At 40.9% G+C, this 20,809-nt stretch carries 23 protein-coding genes; 3 read left to right on the top strand and 20 right to left on the bottom strand.

Features of this window, described 5'->3' with window-relative positions; translation table 11 throughout:
• Positions 1-102: 102 nt before the first annotated feature.
• From ahpC to ACFVS1_RS05490, 6 genes are all read right to left on the bottom strand, one after another.
• Positions 103-666, bottom strand: a complete 564-nt coding sequence (gene ahpC / locus ACFVS1_RS05515) for an alkyl hydroperoxide reductase subunit C (RefSeq protein WP_352920185.1) — start codon at positions 664-666, stop codon at positions 103-105.
• 832 nt (positions 667-1,498) lie between these two features.
• A complete protein-coding gene (locus ACFVS1_RS05510) occupies positions 1,499-2,374 on the bottom strand; it encodes a superoxide dismutase (protein WP_352920182.1) in 876 nt (291 codons plus the stop codon).
• Between the two features lie 120 nt (positions 2,375-2,494).
• The gene (locus ACFVS1_RS05505) at positions 2,495-2,983 is read right to left on the bottom strand and encodes a YpuI family protein (protein WP_352920180.1); all 489 of its coding nucleotides are present in this window, start codon (positions 2,981-2,983) and stop codon (positions 2,495-2,497) included.
• A 22-nt stretch (positions 2,984-3,005) separates the two neighbouring features.
• Positions 3,006-3,422, bottom strand: coding sequence for a hypothetical protein (locus tag ACFVS1_RS05500; protein ID WP_387545529.1), 417 nt, complete (start codon positions 3,420-3,422; stop codon positions 3,006-3,008).
• Positions 3,423-3,477: 55 nt separating this feature from the next.
• Positions 3,478-4,059, bottom strand: a complete 582-nt coding sequence (gene scpB / locus ACFVS1_RS05495; protein WP_076365560.1) for an SMC-Scp complex subunit ScpB — start codon at positions 4,057-4,059, stop codon at positions 3,478-3,480.
• Positions 4,046-4,813 carry a segregation/condensation protein A gene (locus ACFVS1_RS05490; RefSeq protein ID WP_241592251.1) on the bottom strand — a complete coding sequence of 256 codons (768 nt, stop codon included), beginning with the start codon at positions 4,811-4,813 and terminating at the stop codon, positions 4,046-4,048. The genes scpB and ACFVS1_RS05490 overlap by 14 nt, the downstream gene beginning before the upstream one ends.
• Before the next feature lie 215 nt (positions 4,814-5,028).
• On the opposite strand from ACFVS1_RS05490, the gene ACFVS1_RS05485 reads away from it, so the two are divergent.
• Together ACFVS1_RS05485 and ACFVS1_RS05480 are read left to right on the top strand one after the other, a co-directional pair.
• Entirely contained in the window at positions 5,029-5,121 is a 93-nt protein-coding gene (locus ACFVS1_RS05485; RefSeq protein ID WP_082630362.1) for a YjcZ family sporulation protein, read from the top strand.
• A gap of 166 nt (positions 5,122-5,287) precedes the next feature.
• Positions 5,288-5,824 carry a DUF309 domain-containing protein gene (locus ACFVS1_RS05480; RefSeq protein ID WP_352920175.1) on the top strand — a complete coding sequence of 179 codons (537 nt, stop codon included), beginning with the start codon at positions 5,288-5,290 and terminating at the stop codon, positions 5,822-5,824.
• 28 nt (positions 5,825-5,852) lie between these two features.
• Here ACFVS1_RS05480 and ACFVS1_RS05475 read toward each other — a convergent pair whose 3' ends face one another.
• Entirely contained in the window at positions 5,853-6,197 is a 345-nt protein-coding gene (locus ACFVS1_RS05475) for a GNAT family N-acetyltransferase (protein ID WP_352920172.1), read from the bottom strand.
• A gap of 581 nt (positions 6,198-6,778) precedes the next feature.
• Here ACFVS1_RS05475 and ACFVS1_RS05470 point away from each other — a divergent pair.
• The gene (locus ACFVS1_RS05470) at positions 6,779-7,648 is read left to right on the top strand and encodes a DUF1002 domain-containing protein (protein WP_387545524.1); all 870 of its coding nucleotides are present in this window, start codon (positions 6,779-6,781) and stop codon (positions 7,646-7,648) included.
• A gap of 39 nt (positions 7,649-7,687) precedes the next feature.
• Here the strand turns inward: ACFVS1_RS05470 and lysA are convergent, their stop codons facing one another.
• The 13 genes from lysA to deoB form a co-directional block, all read right to left on the bottom strand.
• Positions 7,688-9,016 (bottom strand): diaminopimelate decarboxylase, encoded by a 1,329-nt coding sequence (gene lysA / locus ACFVS1_RS05465; RefSeq protein ID WP_352920167.1) that lies wholly within the window; start codon positions 9,014-9,016, stop codon positions 7,688-7,690.
• A gap of 272 nt (positions 9,017-9,288) precedes the next feature.
• Entirely contained in the window at positions 9,289-10,755 is a 1,467-nt protein-coding gene (locus tag ACFVS1_RS05460; RefSeq protein WP_387549201.1) for a spore germination protein, read from the bottom strand.
• 4 nt (positions 10,756-10,759) lie between these two features.
• Complete coding sequence (gene spoVAEA / locus ACFVS1_RS05455; protein ID WP_241592260.1) at positions 10,760-11,341, bottom strand: stage V sporulation protein SpoVABEA; 582 nt, start codon at positions 11,339-11,341, stop codon at positions 10,760-10,762.
• A gap of 43 nt (positions 11,342-11,384) precedes the next feature.
• Positions 11,385-11,807, bottom strand: a complete 423-nt coding sequence (locus tag ACFVS1_RS05450; RefSeq protein ID WP_352920850.1) for a stage V sporulation protein AB — start codon at positions 11,805-11,807, stop codon at positions 11,385-11,387.
• Complete coding sequence (locus ACFVS1_RS05445; RefSeq protein WP_352920848.1) at positions 11,797-12,417, bottom strand: stage V sporulation protein AA; 621 nt, start codon at positions 12,415-12,417, stop codon at positions 11,797-11,799. The genes ACFVS1_RS05450 and ACFVS1_RS05445 overlap by 11 nt, the downstream gene beginning before the upstream one ends.
• A gap of 156 nt (positions 12,418-12,573) precedes the next feature.
• On the bottom strand, positions 12,574-13,863 hold the full coding sequence (locus tag ACFVS1_RS05440) for an NCS2 family permease (protein ID WP_387549198.1): 1,290 nt from the start codon (positions 13,861-13,863) through the stop codon (positions 12,574-12,576).
• 289 nt (positions 13,864-14,152) lie between these two features.
• Complete coding sequence (sigF, locus tag ACFVS1_RS05435) at positions 14,153-14,920, bottom strand: RNA polymerase sporulation sigma factor SigF (RefSeq protein ID WP_137016104.1); 768 nt, start codon at positions 14,918-14,920, stop codon at positions 14,153-14,155.
• Positions 14,921-14,933: 13 nt separating this feature from the next.
• Positions 14,934-15,374: an anti-sigma F factor gene (gene spoIIAB, locus ACFVS1_RS05430; protein ID WP_352920161.1), complete on the bottom strand. Its 441-nt coding sequence runs from the start codon at positions 15,372-15,374 to the stop codon at positions 14,934-14,936.
• Between the two features lies 1 nt (position 15,375).
• On the bottom strand, positions 15,376-15,726 hold the full coding sequence (spoIIAA, locus tag ACFVS1_RS05425) for an anti-sigma F factor antagonist (protein ID WP_034308142.1): 351 nt from the start codon (positions 15,724-15,726) through the stop codon (positions 15,376-15,378).
• Between the two features lie 131 nt (positions 15,727-15,857).
• Entirely contained in the window at positions 15,858-17,024 is a 1,167-nt protein-coding gene (locus tag ACFVS1_RS05420) for a D-alanyl-D-alanine carboxypeptidase family protein (RefSeq protein ID WP_387545521.1), read from the bottom strand.
• Positions 17,025-17,231: 207 nt separating this feature from the next.
• Entirely contained in the window at positions 17,232-18,536 is a 1,305-nt protein-coding gene (locus ACFVS1_RS05415; RefSeq protein WP_387545519.1) for a pyrimidine-nucleoside phosphorylase, read from the bottom strand.
• Positions 18,537-18,583: 47 nt separating this feature from the next.
• Complete coding sequence (locus ACFVS1_RS05410; RefSeq protein ID WP_352920152.1) at positions 18,584-19,396, bottom strand: purine-nucleoside phosphorylase; 813 nt, start codon at positions 19,394-19,396, stop codon at positions 18,584-18,586.
• Complete coding sequence (deoB, locus tag ACFVS1_RS05405) at positions 19,397-20,599, bottom strand: phosphopentomutase (protein ID WP_352920149.1); 1,203 nt, start codon at positions 20,597-20,599, stop codon at positions 19,397-19,399. It abuts the gene before it with no gap.
• Positions 20,600-20,809: the final 210 nt, after the last annotated feature.

Below are 20,809 nucleotides of genomic sequence, written 5' to 3'. Positions count from 1 at the left end.
CTTTTGTCATTAGATCATGCCGGACGATTTGTACAGTAATCGTAATCAATGCTGGGTATGTCTATGTCCATTACCTGTAGAAATGGACCCTCCCATTAAAAATTAAAGTTTACCTACAAGGTCTAGGCTTGGTTCAAGAGTATCTTCACCTGGAGTCCATTTTGCAGGGCAAACTTTATCTCCATGTTCCGCTACGAATTGTGCAGCTTGAACTTTTCTTACAAGTTCTTCTGCATTACGGCCAATTCCTAAATCATTGACTTCGTATGCTTTAATTTGTCCTTCTGGATTTACGATGAAAGTTCCACGTAGAGCCAAACCATCTTCTTCAATCAATACACCGAATTGACGGGATAAAACGTTTGCCGGGTCAGCTAGCATTGGATATTGGATTCTACCGATTGTATCAGTAGCATCAGCCCATCCTTTGTGGCTGAAATGAGTATCTGTTGAAACTGAGTAAACTTCACAACCAATTTCCTTGAATGTTTCATAGTTATCTTGAAGATCAGCTAATTCAGTTGGACATACGAAAGAGAAGTCAGCTGGGTAGAAAAAGAATACTGCCCATTTTCCTTTAACATCTTCAAGTGTAACTTCTTTGAACTCTCCTGCATGGTAAGCTTGTACTTTAAAATCTTCAACTTGTTTATTGATCAATGACATAATAAATTCCTCCAATAGCTATTTTTTTATCTGCTCCTATTTATAATAATTATTAAATAGAAACTAGTCAATAAATATACCTTAATAATTTTTAAGTTCACAAATTGGTCACAGTTTTTATATTGATATAAATTAATTATTTTTAAAAACCCATTGTACCTCAAATTAGCATTATTAACACATTTCCAATGCTATTTCAAGGATTTAAATAAGTCATATCCTCATTATTTCGTGAAATGATATCATCTCCCTTTCAATCTAATTATAATATCCAAATGAGAATTATAAGTCGCTCTAAAAGTAAATTAGATGGTTCTCCTTCATATCCTTGCCATAATTTCCCTAAAAAATTCTTGATACAAAATTTCAGGCAAAAAAAAAGACCCTTTACGGCTCGTGTCAGTTTGGCGGCAAAATGTTGTTCGGATTCCGAATAGTAAGGTGAAGATCGAAAAAAATTTGTGAACGGTCGAATACTGTGCTGGGTAGGTCGAATAAAGTGTGATTTAGGTCGATTAACTGTGTTAACCTCCCAAGACCGTGCTGTGGGTCGAATAAAGCGGTCTTTATGGTTTTTTACTGTAATCTTCATTGAATTAAGAAATTAGCGACACTTCTGCCGAAAAACTGGGTAGCTGAGACATCCAAGGCGCTTGCTTTGATTCGGCTTGGCTGGCTGAAAGGGAGCGGATTTCTGAAATCAAAAGAACTTTTCAAATAAAAAACTGCAGGCAAACTGAGTTTTCATCGAGTTTGTCTACAGTCTGGAACGAACCTTTACGACTCGTGTATTTGTATTTGGTTCTCCAAAAACTTCACTATATTTTACCTGTTATTGCTTTTTCCAAATAAGCTTTTTCGCTTCGGTGAACCTTACGGCTGTTTTCGGCCAGTTTACTACATCCCACCATTTATCCACATAAGCTGCCCGATTATTTTTATATTGCAGATAATAAGCATGTTCCCATACATCAAGAACAAGGATTGGGATCGTATCCCACTGGGTCAAAACCATATGCAACTCCGATTGAAGTATTTCTAGCCGCCCCGCACGCGGAACCCAGACTAAAATCGCCCAGCCAACACCTTCTACTTGTTTGGCAGCTTCACTAAAATGACTTTTAAAAGCGGCAAAGCTTCCAAAATCCTTTTCTATCTGGTTAAGTAAATCCCCTTTTGGCTGTCCGCCACCTCCCGGGATCATCTCTTCCCAGAACAGCGTATGGAGATAATGGCCTGACCCATGAAAGGCTGCTTCCTTTTCCCAATGTTTCAACAAGGAAAAATCTTTTGTTTCCCTCGCTTTTTTCATCATCAATTCCGCTTTATTCAGTCCATCGACATATGCTTGATGATGCTTATCATGGTGCAGATACATGATTTCCCTCGAAATCGTCGGCTCCAACGCATCATAGGCATAAGGTAACGGCGGTAGCGTATGCTTCCCAATCGGCACCGATTGCCTTTCCCGTATATTGAATTCCCTAGCTAGCTCTTCAATTTCCTCGTAGACCCGAGCCATCTCTTCTTCAATCAGGACCAGATCATCATAATCCATTTCTTCCTCATCCATATCTTTTGTCATTTCGGAAAGCCGTTCAATGTTTGACAGCAATGGCGAATCGGTGATATCGATCTTCTCAAGATATTCCATCACTCCATCAACCCAATCACTTACCTCTTTAGCATAATCTCTTACATCAGACATCTTGCAACCTCCTCTTGGCCTTATGCACATAAATCATCAAAGTATTTTATGTTTCGAATAAGCGGAGATTCCATTTATAAATAAAAAAAACAGCAAGGCCTATTAAGCCTAGCTGTTTCATTATCTTGACTGCAACATTTTCGTCCGGTAATCCGTTTCATAAAACTCCAATTCTTCACGCATGGTCTGGAATCCACTTTCCACGTCTTTCAGAATGGATATTATGCTGTCAGGTACACTTTGGTGAAATTTAATCGAGTTTTTCCCTGTATAGGCAGATCTGCTGTCCTCAAACCACCGATCTGATTTTGGGGAAAAGTATTCTTCGATACATTGATGATAAATTCTATAAAGCGTCTTTTCAGCTGCAGCTTTATTGAAAACATCATTTTTCAGAACGATTTGGCAAGCCTCCAAGCCCTCTTCACAACTTACAAGCATTCTTCTTAAACTGGAAAGGATCCCTTTATAATAGGTTTCATCCCCGCTTTTTTCTTCTTGCAGCTTAGAATAGGTCGTCTCATTTATAAATTCCTCTAGCTGAGCCACTGTCGTTTCTAAAAAGCCTTTTACATCCTCAAGCTGAGATTTTACCAATGTATTCCCCAACCGTGAACCCTCCTCAAAATGATTAAGATTGAATATAATAGTCAACATGTGATTCTATATCATATGGTTTAGCTTGGTCAATAGATATAAACACTTTCTCCAATTTTTCAAAATCCATATTTTCGAAATAACCAGCCAGCTCTTTTTCTGTATTTATATATATACGTTTTCGGTTAACCAGGCTCGGGTCCTTGAGTAGACAGACCATGGCAATGACATCAGCCATATAAATATCCCTGTTAGGGCTTTTGAAAATGGGATTGGCGGGATATGGGGTCCAACGGGTGACCATCTCATCAAAATAGCGAAGATACAGTACATTCAGCGTCTTTTCTTCTCCATCCTTTATGTATTGTATAACGGATCGATTAAAGAAGTCCTCAGGTGAATTTGACTTTGATTTTTCAAGCCCAAATCCATTGCATGCTACAATTTGCACCCGCAATCCCCCCGCATTCATTTTTTTCTATATTATCACAATTTAAAGAAAAATGTTATTCGATTGTTTGCTGAAATTTTTCAAAAAACAGATCGGCTTCACCATTTTCAAAGCTATCATCCGAATTATCGGCGAGAGGCGGCAATTCATCTATGGAATTCAGGCCGAAGTAATCCAAAAACTCTTTTGTTGTCCCATATAAATAAGCCCGGCCGGAGCCTTCAGCACGTCCGACCTCTTTTATTAATACTTTAGTGACAAGTGTATGAATGGGGCGTTCCGTTTTCACTCCGCGAATTTCATCAATTTCCGCTCTGGTAATCGGCTGCTTATAGGCAATGATTGCAAGTGTTTCCAAGGCCGCCTGGGACAATCCTTGAGTGCTTGATGTTTCCACTAGCCTTTTCAAGTAATCCGAGTGCTCTTTCTTTGTCGTCATTTGATAAACACCCGCTATTTCGATCACCTGAATCCCGCGTACATCAGATATATATTCTTCCTTCAAACTTTCAACGATGTCCGTTGCTTGATATTCCGTAATTTCCAGGACAGAGGCAATTTGTTTGACGGAGAGCCCTTCATCTCCGGCTGCAAACAATAATGCCTCAAGAATCCCTTTCCAATTAATAACTTCCAACTGGTTCTACACCTTCCTTAGCAGCAATCATGATTTCCGAAAAATTATCTTCCTGTTCAACGATGATTTCATTTAGTTTCATCAGTTCCAGCACCGCCATGAAAGTGATGACGATATGCTCCTTAACCGGGAGCGAAAACAGTTCAAAAAAACTTTTCTTCCCTTTTATTGATTGTAACTCAATCATGATTTCATCCATTCGTTTCTCTATCGATATCTCTTGTTTCGTTACTTTCGTGTATAGCGGCTTTTGAATTTTTTGCCTCCGAAGCAGTTTTTGCAGAGCACCCAACATATCATATAGACTTATATTCAACTCTTGTTTATCACTTTCCGCTTCTTTAACATAATCAGATAAATCACTTGGGGGTTTAGTGAACAGCAAGCTGCGTTCTTCTTCCATCCCTTTAAATTCTTCGGCTGCATATTTATACTTTTTATATTCTAATAGTTTTTCCACAAGCTCGTCCCGTGGATCCTCCTCAAATATCTCCCCATCTTCATCGATCAATTGTTCATCTTCATGCTTTGGAAGCAGCATTTTACTCTTGATGGCAAGCAATGTTGCAGCCATCACCAGATATTCGCTGGCCACATCCAATTCCAGATGCTGCATTGTATGGATGTACCCTAGGTATTGATCTGTAATATCAGCCATCGGAATATCGTATATGTCTATTTCCAGGCGATTAATCAAATGCAGGAGTAAATCCATCGGACCTTCGAAAGCGTCAATTTTTATATTATAACCCATTAAATTACCTCATTTAAATCTAATTGGCCGGAAAAGGCCTATTTCTTTTACTAATCAAGTATAGTGGATTGCCGCCCTTTATCCAAATAATTATTTACTGTCCCTAGAAAAGTTTTTATTACGGATTTCCGACAAATGGGTCGTTGCCCAATCACATTACGAAATCCAACATAACCTAGAAATGTAAGAATAGCAGAACAAAGGAGGTACTCATTATGGGTGCAGGTGGTTTTGGAAGCGGCGGCGGATTCGCGTTTATTGTAGTATTGTTCATTTTATTAGTTATCGTTGGTGCTTCTTGGTGTTAATTGAAGACTGACGAATCAAGCTGATTGCCTTGCAATCGGCTTTCTTTATTTTCCAAGAAAAAATTCTATGCTAAACTTGGTGAGTATACATAGCGGGTGTTAGGCTATAAGAAAATGTTTTTTGCCTTACATTAGAAAATTCCATCAAACAAAAGGGGTGCTCCTATTGAATTACGCGGAAGACTACCTTTCCTTCCTTGTCCATTTCCATGGGACTAGGGATTACTTCGAATGTCATGAAATTCTTGAAGAATATTGGAAAGAAACTGCGCCAAAAGAGCGTGACTCTCATTGGGTTGGGCTCATTCAAATTGCGGTTGCCCTGTATCATGATCGCAGGGGAAACAAAAAAGGGGCTGCAAGGACCCTGTCTAAAGCCCTGTCAAATCTCCACCTTAAAAAGGCCGAGCTCCTGGAGTTGGGACTCGATCCAGAACGACTGTCCAAATTGCTCGAGGACACCCATGAGCGAATATTATCTCAAAAGCCATATGAAAGCATTAATCTGCCGATTACGGATCAAGGCTTGATCGAAATATGCCAGACCATGTGTTTGCAAGGAGGGTATATATGGGGGGCAGACAGCGACATGGCTAATTCATCCATAGTCGATAAGCACCTAATGCGTGACCGCTCGGATGTCATTTCTGAAAGGGCTCGGCAGCTATCCCTTCGAAAATCAAGAAAGGAGGACCGCCCTTAAAGGTGGTCCTCCTTTCACGCTTTCATATTCAGTATTCTTCACATCTGTCAAGAAAGCTTTCGGTAAACTCATTTGCTTTTAATTCTTTGTCAGGATATTGCTCCTTGATGGCCCTGACCATCGTTTTACCGATACCTTGCTTCCGGAATGATGGATTTACAGATATATGTTGTATCTCAATGTGATTTGGAGAGACTTCTATCCCGATCAAGCCCGTAATCTCTTCATCTTTCCATAAGAACAGCTGTAAGTTTTCATCCGTTTCATAATTCTTCATCGTATTCCGAAGCGTTTTTATCTCTTTTTCATTTGGCATGAAAGATAATAATCCCATGGCAAACTTCTCATAACTTTTCTTATACTTAATCAACATAATATCCCTCGTTACTAAATAACGTTTTTATTATCTTCCTGTTAACAATTAATTTGCTTTGAATAATAATCCTCACATATAACATTTACATCATACATAAAAACCTCGTTCGTTTCAACATCACTTTCAGCACTTGATTTATCGATGTGCTATGTGCTAAGCGATAAACAGCCAGTATACGATTCCCCACATCAAAGCGATAATAAGCATCATAAGTAAAAGAGTCTTATTACTTTTCCTCATCCCATACTCCCTTTATGAAAGGTCCAAATATTTAAATAACGAATTCATTCTACTATAACTTAACACAATCTGACAAATATCCTTGCAATCTTGCTTCGATTTTACTACATTGGTAAAGTGATCTAGGTTCATAGAATGCCCTCTTAGGTATAAAAGACAAAGATATACCAAACTTTTTCGTTAAAAAAACGCCGCTATCTTGGGCTACTAAAATTTTTTTCAGGAAAATATGTATCTTTTTTATCCTTTGTTTCGTCATATACTATGAATCTGATTTAAAGTGCTGCCCTTTTATTGAAAGATTCCCAAATCAGCAGGAAAAGTTAAGGAGGATTATCATGAAAAAAATGAATAAATGGGTCATTGTAACCATTTTATTATGTCTATTATTGCCATATAAGGCTTTTGCAGATGCAGCTGTTGGTGAAATGATCGTCACACTTGGTGAAAATTTGACGAATGAACAAAAAAATATGATTTTATCTGAAATGAAAGCACCTAATGATGTTGAGGTCCTTACGGTTACAAATGCGGAGGAACATGAATACTTAGGTGACTATATTGCTAGCCGTCTGATCGGTACAAAAGCGATTTCATCTTCTGCGATTACTTTGGAGGAAAAAGGGACCGGACTTAAATTGGAGTCGAAAAACATTAACTGGGTTTCCGATGAAATGTATATCAATGCACTGGCAACTGCTGGAGTAAAGGATGCTACCGTTTATGTCACTGCACCTATACCCGTCTCCGGTACAGCGGCTTTGACAGGGGTCATTAAAGCCTATGAAATCTCTGCAGATAAGAAAATTCCTGAAGATGTGAAACAGGCAGCGAATGAAGAAATGGTGAAAACAGCAAAATTGGGTGACGAAATCGGTACAGAAGAAGCCTCTGCACTTGTTACGAAAATCAAAGAGGAAATGGCTGCAAATCCACCAGCCAATACTGAGGAGGTCCGCGAGGTTGTCGAGTCTTCAGCAAAAGACCTTGGAATCACCTTAAACGATGCTCAAGTCCAAAGTTTAATTGATTTATTCAATAAGCTAAAAGAATTGAATATTGATTGGAACGCCGTCGGCGATCAGCTTACTGCAACTAAAGATAAGCTTTCCAATTTTCTTGAATCCGAAGAAGGTCAATCATTTTTGGATAAATTGAAAGAAGTCTTCAGTAGTTTAATAGACGCGATCAAGTCACTTTTCAGCTGAATAAAATAAAAAAAGGATGGCCAATGCCATCCTTTTTTTCTATTCTTTATTGACGACTGCCGCTTCATGAAGGGCCAAATCCAAATGGATAAGATCTTCGTACGTCTCACGTTTGATGACCAACCGGGCTTCTCCATTTTCGGCAAAGACGACTGCCGGTCTCGGAATCCGATTGTAATTATTCGACATGGAATATCCATATGCCCCTGTACAAAATACCGCCAAAACATCACCGCGTCCGGCTTTTGGCAATGGTAAATCCCAAATCAGCATATCCCCGCTTTCACAGCATTTCCCGGCAATGGACACTGTCTCTTCTACAGGGTCAAGCGGCCGGTTTGCCAGAATTGCATCATACTTCGCCTCATAAAGAGCTGGGCGTATATTATCACTCATGCCCCCATCAACGGCAATATATTTACGGACATTAGGAACTTCCTTTTCAGAACCGACCTTGTATAACGTCACACCGGCGTCTCCGACTAAAGAACGGCCAGGTTCAATCCAGATTTCAGGCATTTCTAAATCGGAATCAGCAATCAGGTTCTGCACTTCTCTAACGATTTCCTCAACATATTGAGACGCCGGTAGTGGATCGTCCTCTTGTGTATATCGAATCCCGAATCCCCCTCCGAGATTCAATACCTTTGGTTGAAACCCTACCGAATCGTGCCAATCATTCAGCTTGCCAATAATTTTTTGGGCCGCGAGAAGGAAACCCGTCGTTTGAAAGATCTGGGAACCAATATGGCAGTGCAGCCCTAGAACTTCCAGGAAATCACTTTGCAGCGCTTGCCTAAGGGCTGCTTCGGCCTGGCCGTTAATAAGGTCAAAACCAAATTTCGAATCTTCTTGCCCTGTCAAAATATAATCATGCGTATGGGCTTCGATGCCTGGTGTTACACGAAGAAGGATTTTCACCTTTTGTTCACGGTTTGTACAAATCTCTTCCAACAGTGTCAACTCTGAAAAATTATCGACTACTATACAGCCAATGTCATAGTCCAAAGCCATATGTAGCTCTTCTTCGCTTTTGTTATTTCCATGAAAGTGAATCCGTTCTGTTGGGAAGTTTGCCTTAATTGCCGTATACAATTCCCCCGCTGAGACAACATCGAGAGAAAGTCCTTCTTGCTCAGCCAACTGGATCATGGCGATCGAAGAAAAGGCCTTACTTGCGTAAGCAACTTGAGCTGAAATCCCCAATTCCTCAAAAGTTCTCTTAAACCCTCTTGCCCGTTCGCGAATTAGCTCTACATCATAAACATATAATGGTGTGCCAAATTGTTTGATCAATTCGATCGTGTCCACTCCGCCAATCTCCAGATGTCCACGTTCATTGACACCACCGGTTCCGTACAAATGCATGATAGCCTCACCTTCCTGACTTAAAACTAAAGATTAATAAGAAATGAGGCAGCCTCAAATAAAGAAACCCTATGAGAGGTTCTCTATATGAACAAGCCTCATCCAAATCGATTATTCCATGTAAATATTGTCCTCTATGACTGCTTGGTAGTTCGAAGGGAAAGACAGATTGGTTTAAACTCCAAAGAGTCATAGTAGCTTTATCTCTTTGTGAAGCCTAACTTTACCGCTTTATCCGAATAAAATTAAATTACCACAACTTTTCGACAACATCAACCTTTAGATTTTCTCGGCTGCCTATATAGATCCTGGGGATGTACAATACTCGGACGTTCTATAGAACCTGGATAAGGTCTTCTAAATATTATATGTGACAAGGCTTTCGGCTGAAACGGTAGAAGCGGCCATAAATAAGGTGTATTTAACGTTTTTATGCTAGTAAGCATGATAATGTAGAGCGTGACGCCTATGACCAGACCAGGCACTTTAAATAAAGCGACCAAAACTAGCAGGGCCAAACGGGAAATTTTATTCGCAACCCCTAGTTCTAAACTTGGAGTGACAAATGTACCGATTGTTGCCACTGAAGCGTAGAGGACCACTTCAGGAACAAAGAGGCCAACATCTATCGCTATCTGCCCTATCAAAACTGCCGCAACCAAGCCCATCGCCGTAGAAAGCGGGGTCGGAGTATGAACGGCTGCCATCCTTAGGAATTCTATCCCAATATCGGATATGAAGATTTGGAATACAATGGGTATATGGGTTTTATCATTCGGTCCGATATACTCAAACTTTTCCGGCAGGAGGGAAGGCTCTAAACAAAACAGCAACCAAATCGGCAGCAAGAATAACGAAACGAAAATCCCGAGAAACCGGACCCAGCGCACCAAGGTCCCAACGGCAGGTGCCTGCCGATACTCCTCAGCGTGCTGCATATGATGGAAAAGAGTGGACGGGGTAATGATGACACTCGGTGAAGTATCCACATAAATAAGGACATGACCCTCAAGCAAATGCGTTGCCGCTACATCAGCCCGTTCCGTGTATCTGACAAGCGGGTATGGGTTATATTTTTGCTTGACGACGAACTCTTCGATCGTTTTATCAGCCATCGTTATACCATCAACCTCAATACTATTCAATTCCTTACGAACGATTTCTATTAAATCGGGATCGGCAATATCTTTAATGTAGCCGATGGAAATATCCGATTTCGATCGTTCCCCTACATGCAGCATTTCGAAACGTAATCTTTCATCCCGGATTCTCCGCCTGGTTATCGCTGTGTTAATGATGATATTCTCGACAAAACCATCCCTTGATCCACGGACGACTTTTTCCGTATCTGGTTCTACAGGCTGTCTCCCGGGATAACTCCTGACATCCACAACCAATCCTATTGGTTTACCATCCACAACAACGACTATTAAACCGGATAATACCTGATCAACAAGCTCATCCATCGTCTTTATTTCTTGAACGGATTGGTGTACGAGCAAGTCTTTGACTGTATCAAAAACTTTAGTTGACACGATATCGGCATTTTTGTTATGAATAAGAGAATCAAGGATATCAATGATGTACTCTGTATCCGTCAGCCCGTTTATATAGTAAAGATGGACATCTTTTCTTAAGACCTTTATCTTTCTTACTCCTAAGTCGAAGCTGACGCCTAGACCTACATTCTCTTCCATGTACGCGTCAACTTCCGCTACCCTACTCGGAATCGGTTTCATGTTTTCAGGTTTTTCTGAAGTCATCATGACCACTCCTTTCCAATATGATTTCCACCGCTAGCTTCGTTATCGGTGCTCCTCTTTTAAAATCATCCTGATGGGACATTTTCCCTATATCTCCTATCCCCACTACGATGGGAACATGTAATTGATCGATGCAATACACCGTATCTCCTGTTAACTTGCCCAGTTCAAATTCCTCGGCGCCGTATTTATCAACCCCATTCGGTGTCAAATTACCATCACGGTCAATACAGATATCCACCTTGGTCCATTCTTCCCTTCTAGTCTTTGAAGCGACCGCTATTACGCCAAGGACGTTAATATCAGGGTGTCCTGCAACTACCTTCATTGCCTGTTCGCCTGATCCTTCTCCTATAAAACCGCTATCATCAAACATGACCAATACAGGATCATACTTGGCCTTTTTTATTAATTCAACTAACTCCAAGCCCGTATATCGTGATGGATTACCTTGAGACATGGAGATACATCTTCCCCCAATTTCCATGGCTACATGCTCGACAGCCCGTTTTGCATACTCATCTCCATCCGTAATCAATATTACTTTTCGTTTGGTCACCATCTTGGGCCTACCTTTCATCATCAGGAATAGTTACCTTATAAACTTATAAATCGACAAAATAAATCCATTGGAATAATGATCCGGCTACTTTTCCCAATACGAGTGCCATCAACAGATAAATAATCTTTTCTTGAATTCCGATACGTTTTGAAAGAACCGGAAATACATTAAGGACTTCAGTTAAAGCAGCAGCAAGCATCCCATTAAATATCCCGTCAGCCAAACCGATCGGAATTAATAAAAAATGCGGGAGGGAAAGTTCCGTTTCCTGTAATCCTAACCATGTTCCTGCGACAACTCCGGCTATGATGGCTCCTTCGTAGTAATGTATCATTTTCATTGTTTTTGTCAGCTGGGTCAGCCTCGGAATCACCCCAAGTACAGTTAAAAACGCTACAAAACCGGCACCTGTCGCAAAACCCCCAGCTAAACCGACAAAGATTCCGAAGATGATTTTACCGGTCATCAAGGTGGCGCACGTTCTCCTTATTTTCATTCATGATTACATAATGGTCCAAATCCTGCTGATAGTTGAACATTTCAACCTCGAGCGGACTAGGTTCCTCATTGAAGCGTTTTTTAAAGAAGTGATTAAAAAATAGAATCATGCCCATACCAAGGCCGAAGCTATATGGGATTTGGATTAATAACGGCTTTTCTTCCACTTTTCCCGTTATTATAGTAAAGATTTTTTGATGCACTTCCCCCATGCTGACATCCACATGAAAATTCATGATCGTCATTCCGCCGCCGACAAATAACAAAAACCAAACTAAGGCGAATGTCAGGTATGACATTTTCTTTTTCGAGAGGATGATTTCGATGATCGTTTGGGAGGGCCCGAATGTCTCCACTTCAATAGTCGGATCCACCTTGCGGATGGCCATGATAACTTGAGCCAAATCAATGACAATAATATTCCTATCTTCCTTCTTGACCGTTAATAATATGATTTCTTCAATTAAGGCAATCACTTCTTCAGGTCCGATTATCCTTGCAATATCTTTTATTCTCACTGTTTGATTTCCCTTTACCTGTACACGGTTCCTCATCCTGATATATACAACTGCCACTATCATCACATCCCGACCTTTTATTTCCTTATGCTAGTAGTATGGATTGGAAACAGTTTGAAAATGCAGGAAGTGAACCATGTCCAAATATTACTAATTTGAAAACAAAAAAAAGACACGCTGCAATGACAGCATGTCTTTTTGATGTAGATTCATACTTTAATGAGTGGGGAAGAAAATCAGCTGAATCAAAAATATCAATCCAAAAATATAAATGAGCGGATGTACGGATTTTCCTTTTCCACTGAATACCTTCATAAGGGGATAAGTAATGAACCCGATTGCAATCCCTGTAGATATACTTGAAGTAAGCGGCATCGTTAAAATGATCGCAAATGCCGGAAATGCCTCATCGAAAATTTTCCAATTGACTTTAGCCAGCCCTTCCATCATGAAACATCCCACGATGATCAAAACAGGAGCTGTGATTGCTTGAACGGAAGAAATTGCCGATATCAATGGAGAAAAGAAAATCGATACAGCAAACAAAATTGCCACGACAGTAGCGGTTAACCCCGTACGTCCCCCTGCGGCCACTCCCGTACTTGATTCAACATAGGCAGTCGAAGGGCTTGTACCAAACACCGAGCCGACTGTCGTCGCAATCGCATCACCTAAAAAGGCTTTCTTGGCACGAGGGATTTTCCCATCCTTCGTTAGTCCTGCCTGTTCCGTCACTCCAATCAAGGTTCCTGTCGTATCAAAAATCGTCACAAGTAAAAAGGCGAAAACAATTGAATATAAAGAATTCGTGAAGACCCCAGCGATATCGATATCGAAAAATACCGGTGTTGGAGGTACGGATAAGAACCCATCGAAATTGAGCAAACCGATAAAGTAGCCAATGATTGCCGTAACGATCATACCGATGAAAATTGCCCCTTTTATATTACGGGCCATAAAAATCAAGGTAATGAATAAACCTGCTAATGCTAAAACGGTTCCAGGCTGATGCAAATCTCCAAGCGTCACCATCGTTGATTCATTAGGAACTACGATTCCAGCATTTTTTAATCCGATAAACGCAATGAATAAACCAATTCCTGATGTGATGCCATATTTTAATGAGTTAGGAATCGCATCAATTATCATTTTACGCAAGCTTGTCACACTAATTAAGAGAAATAGTAAACCAGCAATGAAAACCGTACCGAATACGGTCTGGTATGAAAGGCCCTGTGCCCCCACTACGCTGGCGAAATACGCATTCAAACCCATCCCTGGTGCTATTGCAATCGGGTATTTTGCAACGAGTCCCATGATAAGGGTACCAATCACCGCTGATATGACCGTTGCCATGAAAACTTGTTCAAATGGAATTCCGATTGAAGACAATAAAGCCGGATTCACGATTAGGATATAAACCATAGTTAAAAATGTCGTAACACCCGCCATGACTTCTGTACGGACATCCGTCCCATTTTCTTTCAGGGAGAAAAACTTTTCCATAAACATATTTTAGACCTCCAGATCTAAAGGAAACACCGACAACCGTTTGCACGAAAAGACAAGGTGTCCTAATATTGTACTGCATCGACGTTTATCTTACCCATTATTGAGTAAAGGAAAGCTAAAAAAACGAATGAAAAACGCGACCTTTACTATAATATTCGTTTTTATTCCTAAATTCAACTAAAAAATTCGATCCAGCTCTTTTTTCATTCTACTTGATAAGAAGCACTTTTACTTTTTCCTAAAATCAATATTTATTTTCAAGATCAACGAAAAACCACATGAATCATTGATTCATGTGGTTTTTCATTTGCTGAAGAATCTTCTTTTCCAGCCTTGACACCTGGACTTGGGAAATACCAAGCCTTGCCGCCACTTCCGATTGCGTCTGATCTTTATAATACCTCAGGAAAACAATCAGCCTTTCACGTTCATTCAATTCTTGTATGGCTTCTTTCAAAGCGATTTGATCGAACCAGGAGGTTTCATTATTGTCGGCAATCTGGTCAAGAAGAGTAATCGGATCCCCATCATTTTCGTAAACCGTTTCATGGATGGATGAAGGGCTCCTGCTAGCTTCTTGGGCCATGATGATTTCCTCTGGCGACAGCTCTAGATGTTCCGCCAATTCATTGACAGTCGGAACGCGGCCATACGTTTTTGAAAGCTCCTCTTTGGCCCTGCGAATTTTATTCGCCATTTCCTTTAATGACCGGCTTACTTTAACCGTTCCGTCATCACGGATAAAACGTTGTATTTCACCAATGATCATAGGCACAGCATACGTTGAGAATTTCACTTCAAACGATAAGTCAAATTTATCCACGGACTTTAACAGACCAATACAGCCTATTTGATAAAGGTCATCCGGTTCGTAACCTCGATTGAGGAATCTTTGCACTACTGACCATACAAGCCTCAGATTGCTATTGACAATCAGATTTCTCGCATCTTGGTCACCACTCTGGCTGCGTTGGATTAAATTCCGCAATTCCTCATCTTTTAAATGGGGCTGGCCTTTCTTGCTTTTCTCGTTTTTAACCTCCACATCCATATGCAAGTCTCCCTTAATTGCACAAAGCTCTGCTTGTAGTTAAGTGCTTTTTTAATCGAATAATCGTGCCTTCGCCCTTATGGGAAATTATATTGATTTCATCCATGAAGTTTTCCATGATGGTGAATCCCATGCCGGAACGTTCAAGTTCGGGTTTTGTTGTAAATAACGGCTGTTTAGCTTCCTCGACGTCTTCAATGCCCAGTCCTTCATCCCGGATGGTCAATTCCACAGTATCGTCTTCGATGATCACTGAAATGTATACCCAACCTTCCGGGTCATTCTCATATCCATGGATAATCGAATTCGTAACGGCCTCTGACACGACAGTCTTGATCTCAGTCAATTCATCCATCGTCGGGTCCAATTGGGCAATGAATGCCGCAACAGTTACCCTGGCAAAAGATTCATTTTGGCTAAGTGCAGAAAATTTCGTTTCCATTTTATTTTTCATTTTAGGCAACCCCCAGTCTTTGCAAAGCGTTTTTTTCGGATAGTTCCATTTTAACAATTTTAAACAACCCTGACATCTCAAATAACCGCTTTACTGCTGGAGAAATTGCACAGACCACCATTTCACCTTGCTTTTTATTCACCTGCTTATAGCGCCCTAAAATAACCCCGAGGCCTGAACTGTCCATAAAATCCAATTCTTCCATGTTAAGGATGATATGTTTGATATTATGCTTTTGAATGGCTGCCTCTGCCTGGTTTTTCAATTTTTCTGCTGTATGATGATCTAAATCACCTTTGAGACGAATGCACAGTACGCGATTTTTCGCCTCCATATTAATCGTAAGACTCATTATATACAGCCTCCTTCACTGTCTTATAAAGAGTCAAATTCTCTTTTTCACCTGACGATTCCTCCTTACTAGCAAAACTAGTGGAGTTTCGCCTAAATTAGTACGATTAACAGGCATTGCGACAATTTATTCTATTTCGCTTGGGTAAACATGCCGAAAGCCCGTTTATACAATTGCCACCAGCTGGCATTTTCAACAGTTTCCTTCGCAACAATCGGAGATTCGACATATACCTTGCCGTTTTTCTTCAATTCAAGCGTACCAATTTCATCACCTTTTTTAATCGGGGCATCCAAATCTTTATCAAGCGAGATTTTTTTTGTAAAGTCCTTTGCCGTTCCGTTTTTGGCTGTCAAAACTGAAATTGGTTCACTTGTCACTCCCACCACGGATTTCTTGTTGCCTTTACTTACCTTGGCTTCACCTAGCACCTCGCCGCGTTTATAAATCGGGTAGGTGATATATTGTGAAAATGCATAATCTAACATCTTGGTGACCTGAGCGTTTCGTTCCTTAGGAGAAACGGCTCCGAAAACGACGGCAATGACACGCATATTCCCTTTTTTGGCGGTCGCTGTCAAACAATACTTCGCTTCATTTGTGAATCCTGTCTTCAGTCCATCGACCCCAGGGTAAAATTTCACTAATCTGTTCGTGTTGACAAGCCAGAATTTCTTTTCTGTATTTTCACGGAGATAATCTTCATATGTACCCGTGAACCTTGTAATCGTTTCGTATTTCAATAATTCCTTGGCCATGATCGACATATCATGTGCCGTACTGTAATGATCTTTAACAGGAAGGCCTGTTGCGTTTTGGAACTTTGTATTTTTCAATCCGAGGTCTTTCGCCTTTTTGTTCATTTCCCTAACAAATTCTTCTTCCGATCCAGCTAGACGTTCTGCCATCGCCACCGATGCATCATTCGCCGAACCAATCGAGATGCCCTTGAGCATTTGTTCTGTGGTCATTTCTTCACCTGGCTCAAGGAAGATCTGGGAACCGCCCATCGATGCTGCATACTCACTAGTCCTGACCTTCTCCTTCATGCTAAGTTCGCCTTTATCGATCGCTTCCATGATCAGCAGCATTGTCATGATTTTCGTCATACTTGCCGGCGAAAGACGAACGTCTGCATTTTTATCATAGAGAACAGTACCTGTATCCCGTTCAATTAAAATAGCCGATTTAGCATTTGCCGCCAATTCGACTCCTTTTTCCTCAGCTGCTTTTGTCTGTGGGACACTAAAACCCATTGCTACCAATACGGTTAAAAATAGAGAAAGAATCCGCTTCATCTCCATACCCTCCAATCTTTATAGGATTTATTTTTTCCATTAAACCCATTTTTATACAAATAAAGATGAATTTTGAACATATACTGGATATAGGGTAACAAAGTGAACCAAATTAAAAGAGGATGCGCATGGGCATCCTCTTTTAAACATTCAATCAAATAAACGTAAAAAGGCCGCTCAAAAGCGCGGCCTTTTTTTGGAAAATATTTATTCCATGATTTCTTTATAGATCAATGTAGGTTTTTCTACTTTCTCTTTTGAAATCGCAATGCTTTCATACAATTTTTCTTTTACCTTTGAAATATCTTCAAAGTTGCTGTAAATCGTCACAAGGGATTCACCTTTTGCCACGGTTTCCCCGATTTTTTTACGAAGTACCAGTCCGACTGCCAAATCAATCTCTGATTCCTTAGTCGCCCGCCCGGCACCTAACAGCATGGCTGCCGTTCCTACTTCATCAGCGATGATCTCCGATACATATCCGTCCTCTTTCGCTTCCAGTTCGAAAGTATGAGCAGCCTGCGGCAGTTTTTCCGGCTGATCCACAACCGAACCATCGCCTCCCTGCGCTTCTAGGAAAACCTTGAATGAGTTAAGTGCAGAACCATCCTTAATCGCATTTTCCAGCAAGGTTCTTGCTTCTTTCAGAGAGTTTGCCTTTTTGGCAAGGTATACCATATGGCTCCCTAGTGTTAAAGAAAGTTCCGTCAAATCATCCGGTCCTTCTCCTTTAAGTGTATCGATGGCTTCCTTCACTTCTAAAGCATTTCCGATTGCGTAACCCAACGGTTGGCTCATATCGGAAATGACAGCCATCGTGTTTCGCCCTACATTGTTTCCGATGCTAACCATTGCATGCGCCAACTCTTCGGAATCTTCAAGCGTTTTCATGAAAGCGCCCGCTCCCGTTTTAACATCAAGTACAATTGCATCAGCACCAGCGGCGATTTTCTTACTCATAATCGAGCCAGCAATCAAACCGATACTGTTAACGGTAGCGGTAACATCACGCAATGCATATAGCTTTTTGTCGGCTGGAGTCAGGTTGCCACTTTGTCCAATGACAGCTATCTTATTTTTATTAACAAGTCGAATGAACTCGTCATTTTCTATTTCGACATGAAATCCTTTTACAGACTCCAACTTATCGATCGTTCCCCCTGTATGGCCAAGACCCCGTCCTGACATCTTTGCCACCGGAACACCTACAGCAGCAACCAATGGTCCAAGCACTAATGTTGTGGTATCACCAACACCGCCTGTTGAATGTTTATCGACCTTAATTCCTTCAATCATCGATAAATCGATTTGATCTCCTGATTCGACCATTGCCATGGTTAAATCAGCACGTTCCTGCTCATTCATTCCTTTGAAATAAACAGCCATTGACCAAGCGCTCATTTGGTAATCCGGAATCGATCCGTCGGTAAACCCTTTGATGATGAACTGTATTTCTTCTGTAGTAAGAGCGTTTCCATCACGCTTTTTCTCGATTAAATCTACCATTCTCATATTAGAATCCCCACTTTTTTAGGTGTACTTGTATTTTTTGGTCGGTTTTATATGTCTTTAACGATGTGTTTAACAAATTCCAGAAAGCTGCTTTTCACTTTTTCCGTCGTTTCAATGACCTCTTCATGCGACAAAGGCTGATCCAGGATGCCTGCGGCCATATTGGTAAGGCATGAGATTCCGAGCACTTTCATATCGCTATGCCTTGCTACGATCACTTCCGGAACGGTAGACATACCAACTGCATCCCCGCCAAGGATCCGTGCCATTTTCACTTCTGCAGGTGTTTCATAGGTTGGTCCTGTATTCCCGATATAGACACCTTCTTTAATATCCAATCCTAATGAAGCTGCTATTTTTTTCGCTTGTGTCCGAAGGTCTTTATTATAAGCTTCCGACATATCAGGGAATCTAGGGCCGAAACGCTCTTCATTAGGACCAATCAATGGGTTTGCCCCCATTAAATTAATATGATCCGTAATGAGCATCAAGTCACCTGGTTCATAGCTTTCATTAACGCTTCCTGCAGCATTCGTTACAATTAACTGCTCAACACCAAGAAGTTTCATTACACGTACGGGAAAAGTGACCTTCTCCATGGAGTACCCCTCATAAAAGTGGAAACGCCCTTGCATGGCTACAACTTTTTTGCCACTTAATTGTCCGATGACAAGCTGTCCAGCGTGTCCTTCAACAGTGGATACCGGGAATTCCGGGATTTCGTGGTATGGAATCGTTATGGGATTTTCAATTTCATCCGCCAATACTCCAAGTCCGGAACCAAGAATCAGGCCTATTTCCGGAGAGCCTTCAATTTTACTTTTTATAAATGACGCAGCAGTTTCCATTTTATTAAACATCTATTTAATCTCCCCTAAATCTAGATCGCCCAATATATTTTTCCCGTATGCAGGCATTTTCACATCAAAGTTAGCAGCCACCGTCGCCCCGATATCAGCAAATGTATCTCTTATCGGGAGTTCGGCACCTTCTGTAAATCGTTTGGAATAGACTAATAAAGGTACATATTCACGTGTATGATCGGTTCCTTCATGGACCGGGTCATTCCCGTGATCGGCAGTGATGATTAATAAATCATCCTCTTTCAGTTTATCAAGGACTTCCGGCATCCTAGCATCGAATTCTTCCAATGCCTTTCCGTATCCCTCAGGATCGCGGCGGTGACCGTATAAAGCATCGAAGTCGACTAGATTAAGGAAACTTAACCCTTTGAAATCCTGTTCTACCGTTTGGATTAATTTATCCATTCCATCCATATTGGATACGGTCCTTAATGATTCAGTGACGCCTTCCCCATCAAAGATATCCGAGATTTTCCCGATTGCGAGCACATCATATCCAGAATCTTTCAATTCATCCATTACTGTCCGATCGAAAGGCTTCAATGCATAATCATGACGGTTAGGCGTTCTTTGGAAGTTTCCTGGTTCACCTGTGAAAGGTCTGGCAATCACGCGTCCAACCTTGAACTCATCAGCCATTGTCACTTCACGGGCAATTTCACAAATCTTGTACAATTCGTCTATCGGGACGATGTCTTCATGTGCGGCAATCTGTAATACGGAATCTGCTGATGTATATACAATCAGTGCACCCGTTTTCATATGTTCCTCGCCGAGCCTTTCAATGATTTCCGTGCCGCTTGCCGGGACATTCCCAATAATTCCCCGACCCATCTTCGCCTCGAGTTCATTGACTAATAATTCTGGGAAACCATCCGGAAATACACGGAATGGAGTTGATATATTCAAACCCATAATTTCCCAATGCCCAGTCATCGTATCTTTTCCTGTAGAGGCTTCCTTCATTTTCGTATAGTATGCGAGAGGTTGCTGAGCTTTTTCAATTCCCTTGATTTCACGGATATTGCCTAAACCCAATTTTGCAAGAGTCGGCATGTTCAATCCATTCATTCTTTCTGCGATATGGCCAAGTGTATCCGCCCCTTTATCACCGAATAAATCTGCATCAGGTGCTTCGCCAATTCCAACTGAATCCATAACTATTACAAATATTCGATTAAATGCTGAATTTCCTTTCATGAGTCATTCCTCCTAAAATAGTAAATCACTTTTTATACTCTCTATAATACCCTTATTCTGCTCAGTTACTCTTCATTTTAAATGAAACCGCGAGAACGTCAGAAGTCTGACCTCTCTACATTGTAAACGATTACCATGATGGAGACAAATAATATATTTCGGAATAAAACAAAGTGCCACCAGACCTTGCTTTAGAAGCATCAGCCCCCT

Origin of the sequence: Peribacillus sp. NPDC058075, from assembly GCF_042885195.1 — a bacterium.
GTDB lineage: Bacteria > Bacillota > Bacilli > Bacillales > DSM-1321 > Peribacillus.
This window is presented reverse-complemented; position numbering and strand designations above follow the sequence as displayed.

Bases quoted from the DNA above. Each gene is read 5' to 3' on its own strand.
- ACFVS1_RS05490 (WP_241592251.1), bottom strand. From the start codon at position 4,813: ATGGGTTATAATATAAAAATTGACGCTTTCGAAGGTCCGATGGATTTA.
- ACFVS1_RS05485 (WP_082630362.1), top strand. From the start codon at position 5,029: ATGGGTGCAGGTGGTTTTGGAAGCGGCGGCGGATTCGCGTTTATTGTA.
- ACFVS1_RS05420 (WP_387545521.1), bottom strand. From the start codon at position 17,024: ATGAAGCGGATTCTTTCTCTATTTTTAACCGTATTGGTAGCAATGGGT.
- ACFVS1_RS05460 (WP_387549201.1), bottom strand. From the start codon at position 10,755: ATGAAACCGATTCCGAGTAGGGTAGCGGAAGTTGACGCGTACATGGAA.
- spoIIAB (WP_352920161.1), bottom strand. From the start codon at position 15,374: ATGAAAAATAAAATGGAAACGAAATTTTCTGCACTTAGCCAAAATGAA.
- ACFVS1_RS05450 (WP_352920850.1), bottom strand. From the start codon at position 11,807: ATGACCGGTAAAATCATCTTCGGAATCTTTGTCGGTTTAGCTGGGGGT.
- ACFVS1_RS05415 (WP_387545519.1), bottom strand. From the start codon at position 18,536: ATGAGAATGGTAGATTTAATCGAGAAAAAGCGTGATGGAAACGCTCTT.
- ACFVS1_RS05410 (WP_352920152.1), bottom strand. From the start codon at position 19,396: ATGTTTAATAAAATGGAAACTGCTGCGTCATTTATAAAAAGTAAAATT.
- spoIIAA (WP_034308142.1), bottom strand. From the start codon at position 15,726: ATGAGTCTTACGATTAATATGGAGGCGAAAAATCGCGTACTGTGCATT.
- ACFVS1_RS05475 (WP_352920172.1), bottom strand. From the start codon at position 6,197: ATGTTGATTAAGTATAAGAAAAGTTATGAGAAGTTTGCCATGGGATTA.
- ACFVS1_RS05510 (WP_352920182.1), bottom strand. From the start codon at position 2,374: ATGTCTGATGTAAGAGATTATGCTAAAGAGGTAAGTGATTGGGTTGAT.
- deoB (WP_352920149.1), bottom strand. From the start codon at position 20,599: ATGAAAGGAAATTCAGCATTTAATCGAATATTTGTAATAGTTATGGAT.
- ACFVS1_RS05440 (WP_387549198.1), bottom strand. From the start codon at position 13,863: ATGGAAAAGTTTTTCTCCCTGAAAGAAAATGGGACGGATGTCCGTACA.
- spoVAEA (WP_241592260.1), bottom strand. From the start codon at position 11,341: ATGGTGACCAAACGAAAAGTAATATTGATTACGGATGGAGATGAGTAT.
- lysA (WP_352920167.1), bottom strand. From the start codon at position 9,016: ATGCATTTGTACGGAACCGGTGGTGTCAATGAACGTGGACATCTGGAG.
- ahpC (WP_352920185.1), bottom strand. From the start codon at position 666: ATGTCATTGATCAATAAACAAGTTGAAGATTTTAAAGTACAAGCTTAC.
- ACFVS1_RS05470 (WP_387545524.1), top strand. From the start codon at position 6,779: ATGAAAAAAATGAATAAATGGGTCATTGTAACCATTTTATTATGTCTA.
- sigF (WP_137016104.1), bottom strand. From the start codon at position 14,920: ATGGATGTGGAGGTTAAAAACGAGAAAAGCAAGAAAGGCCAGCCCCAT.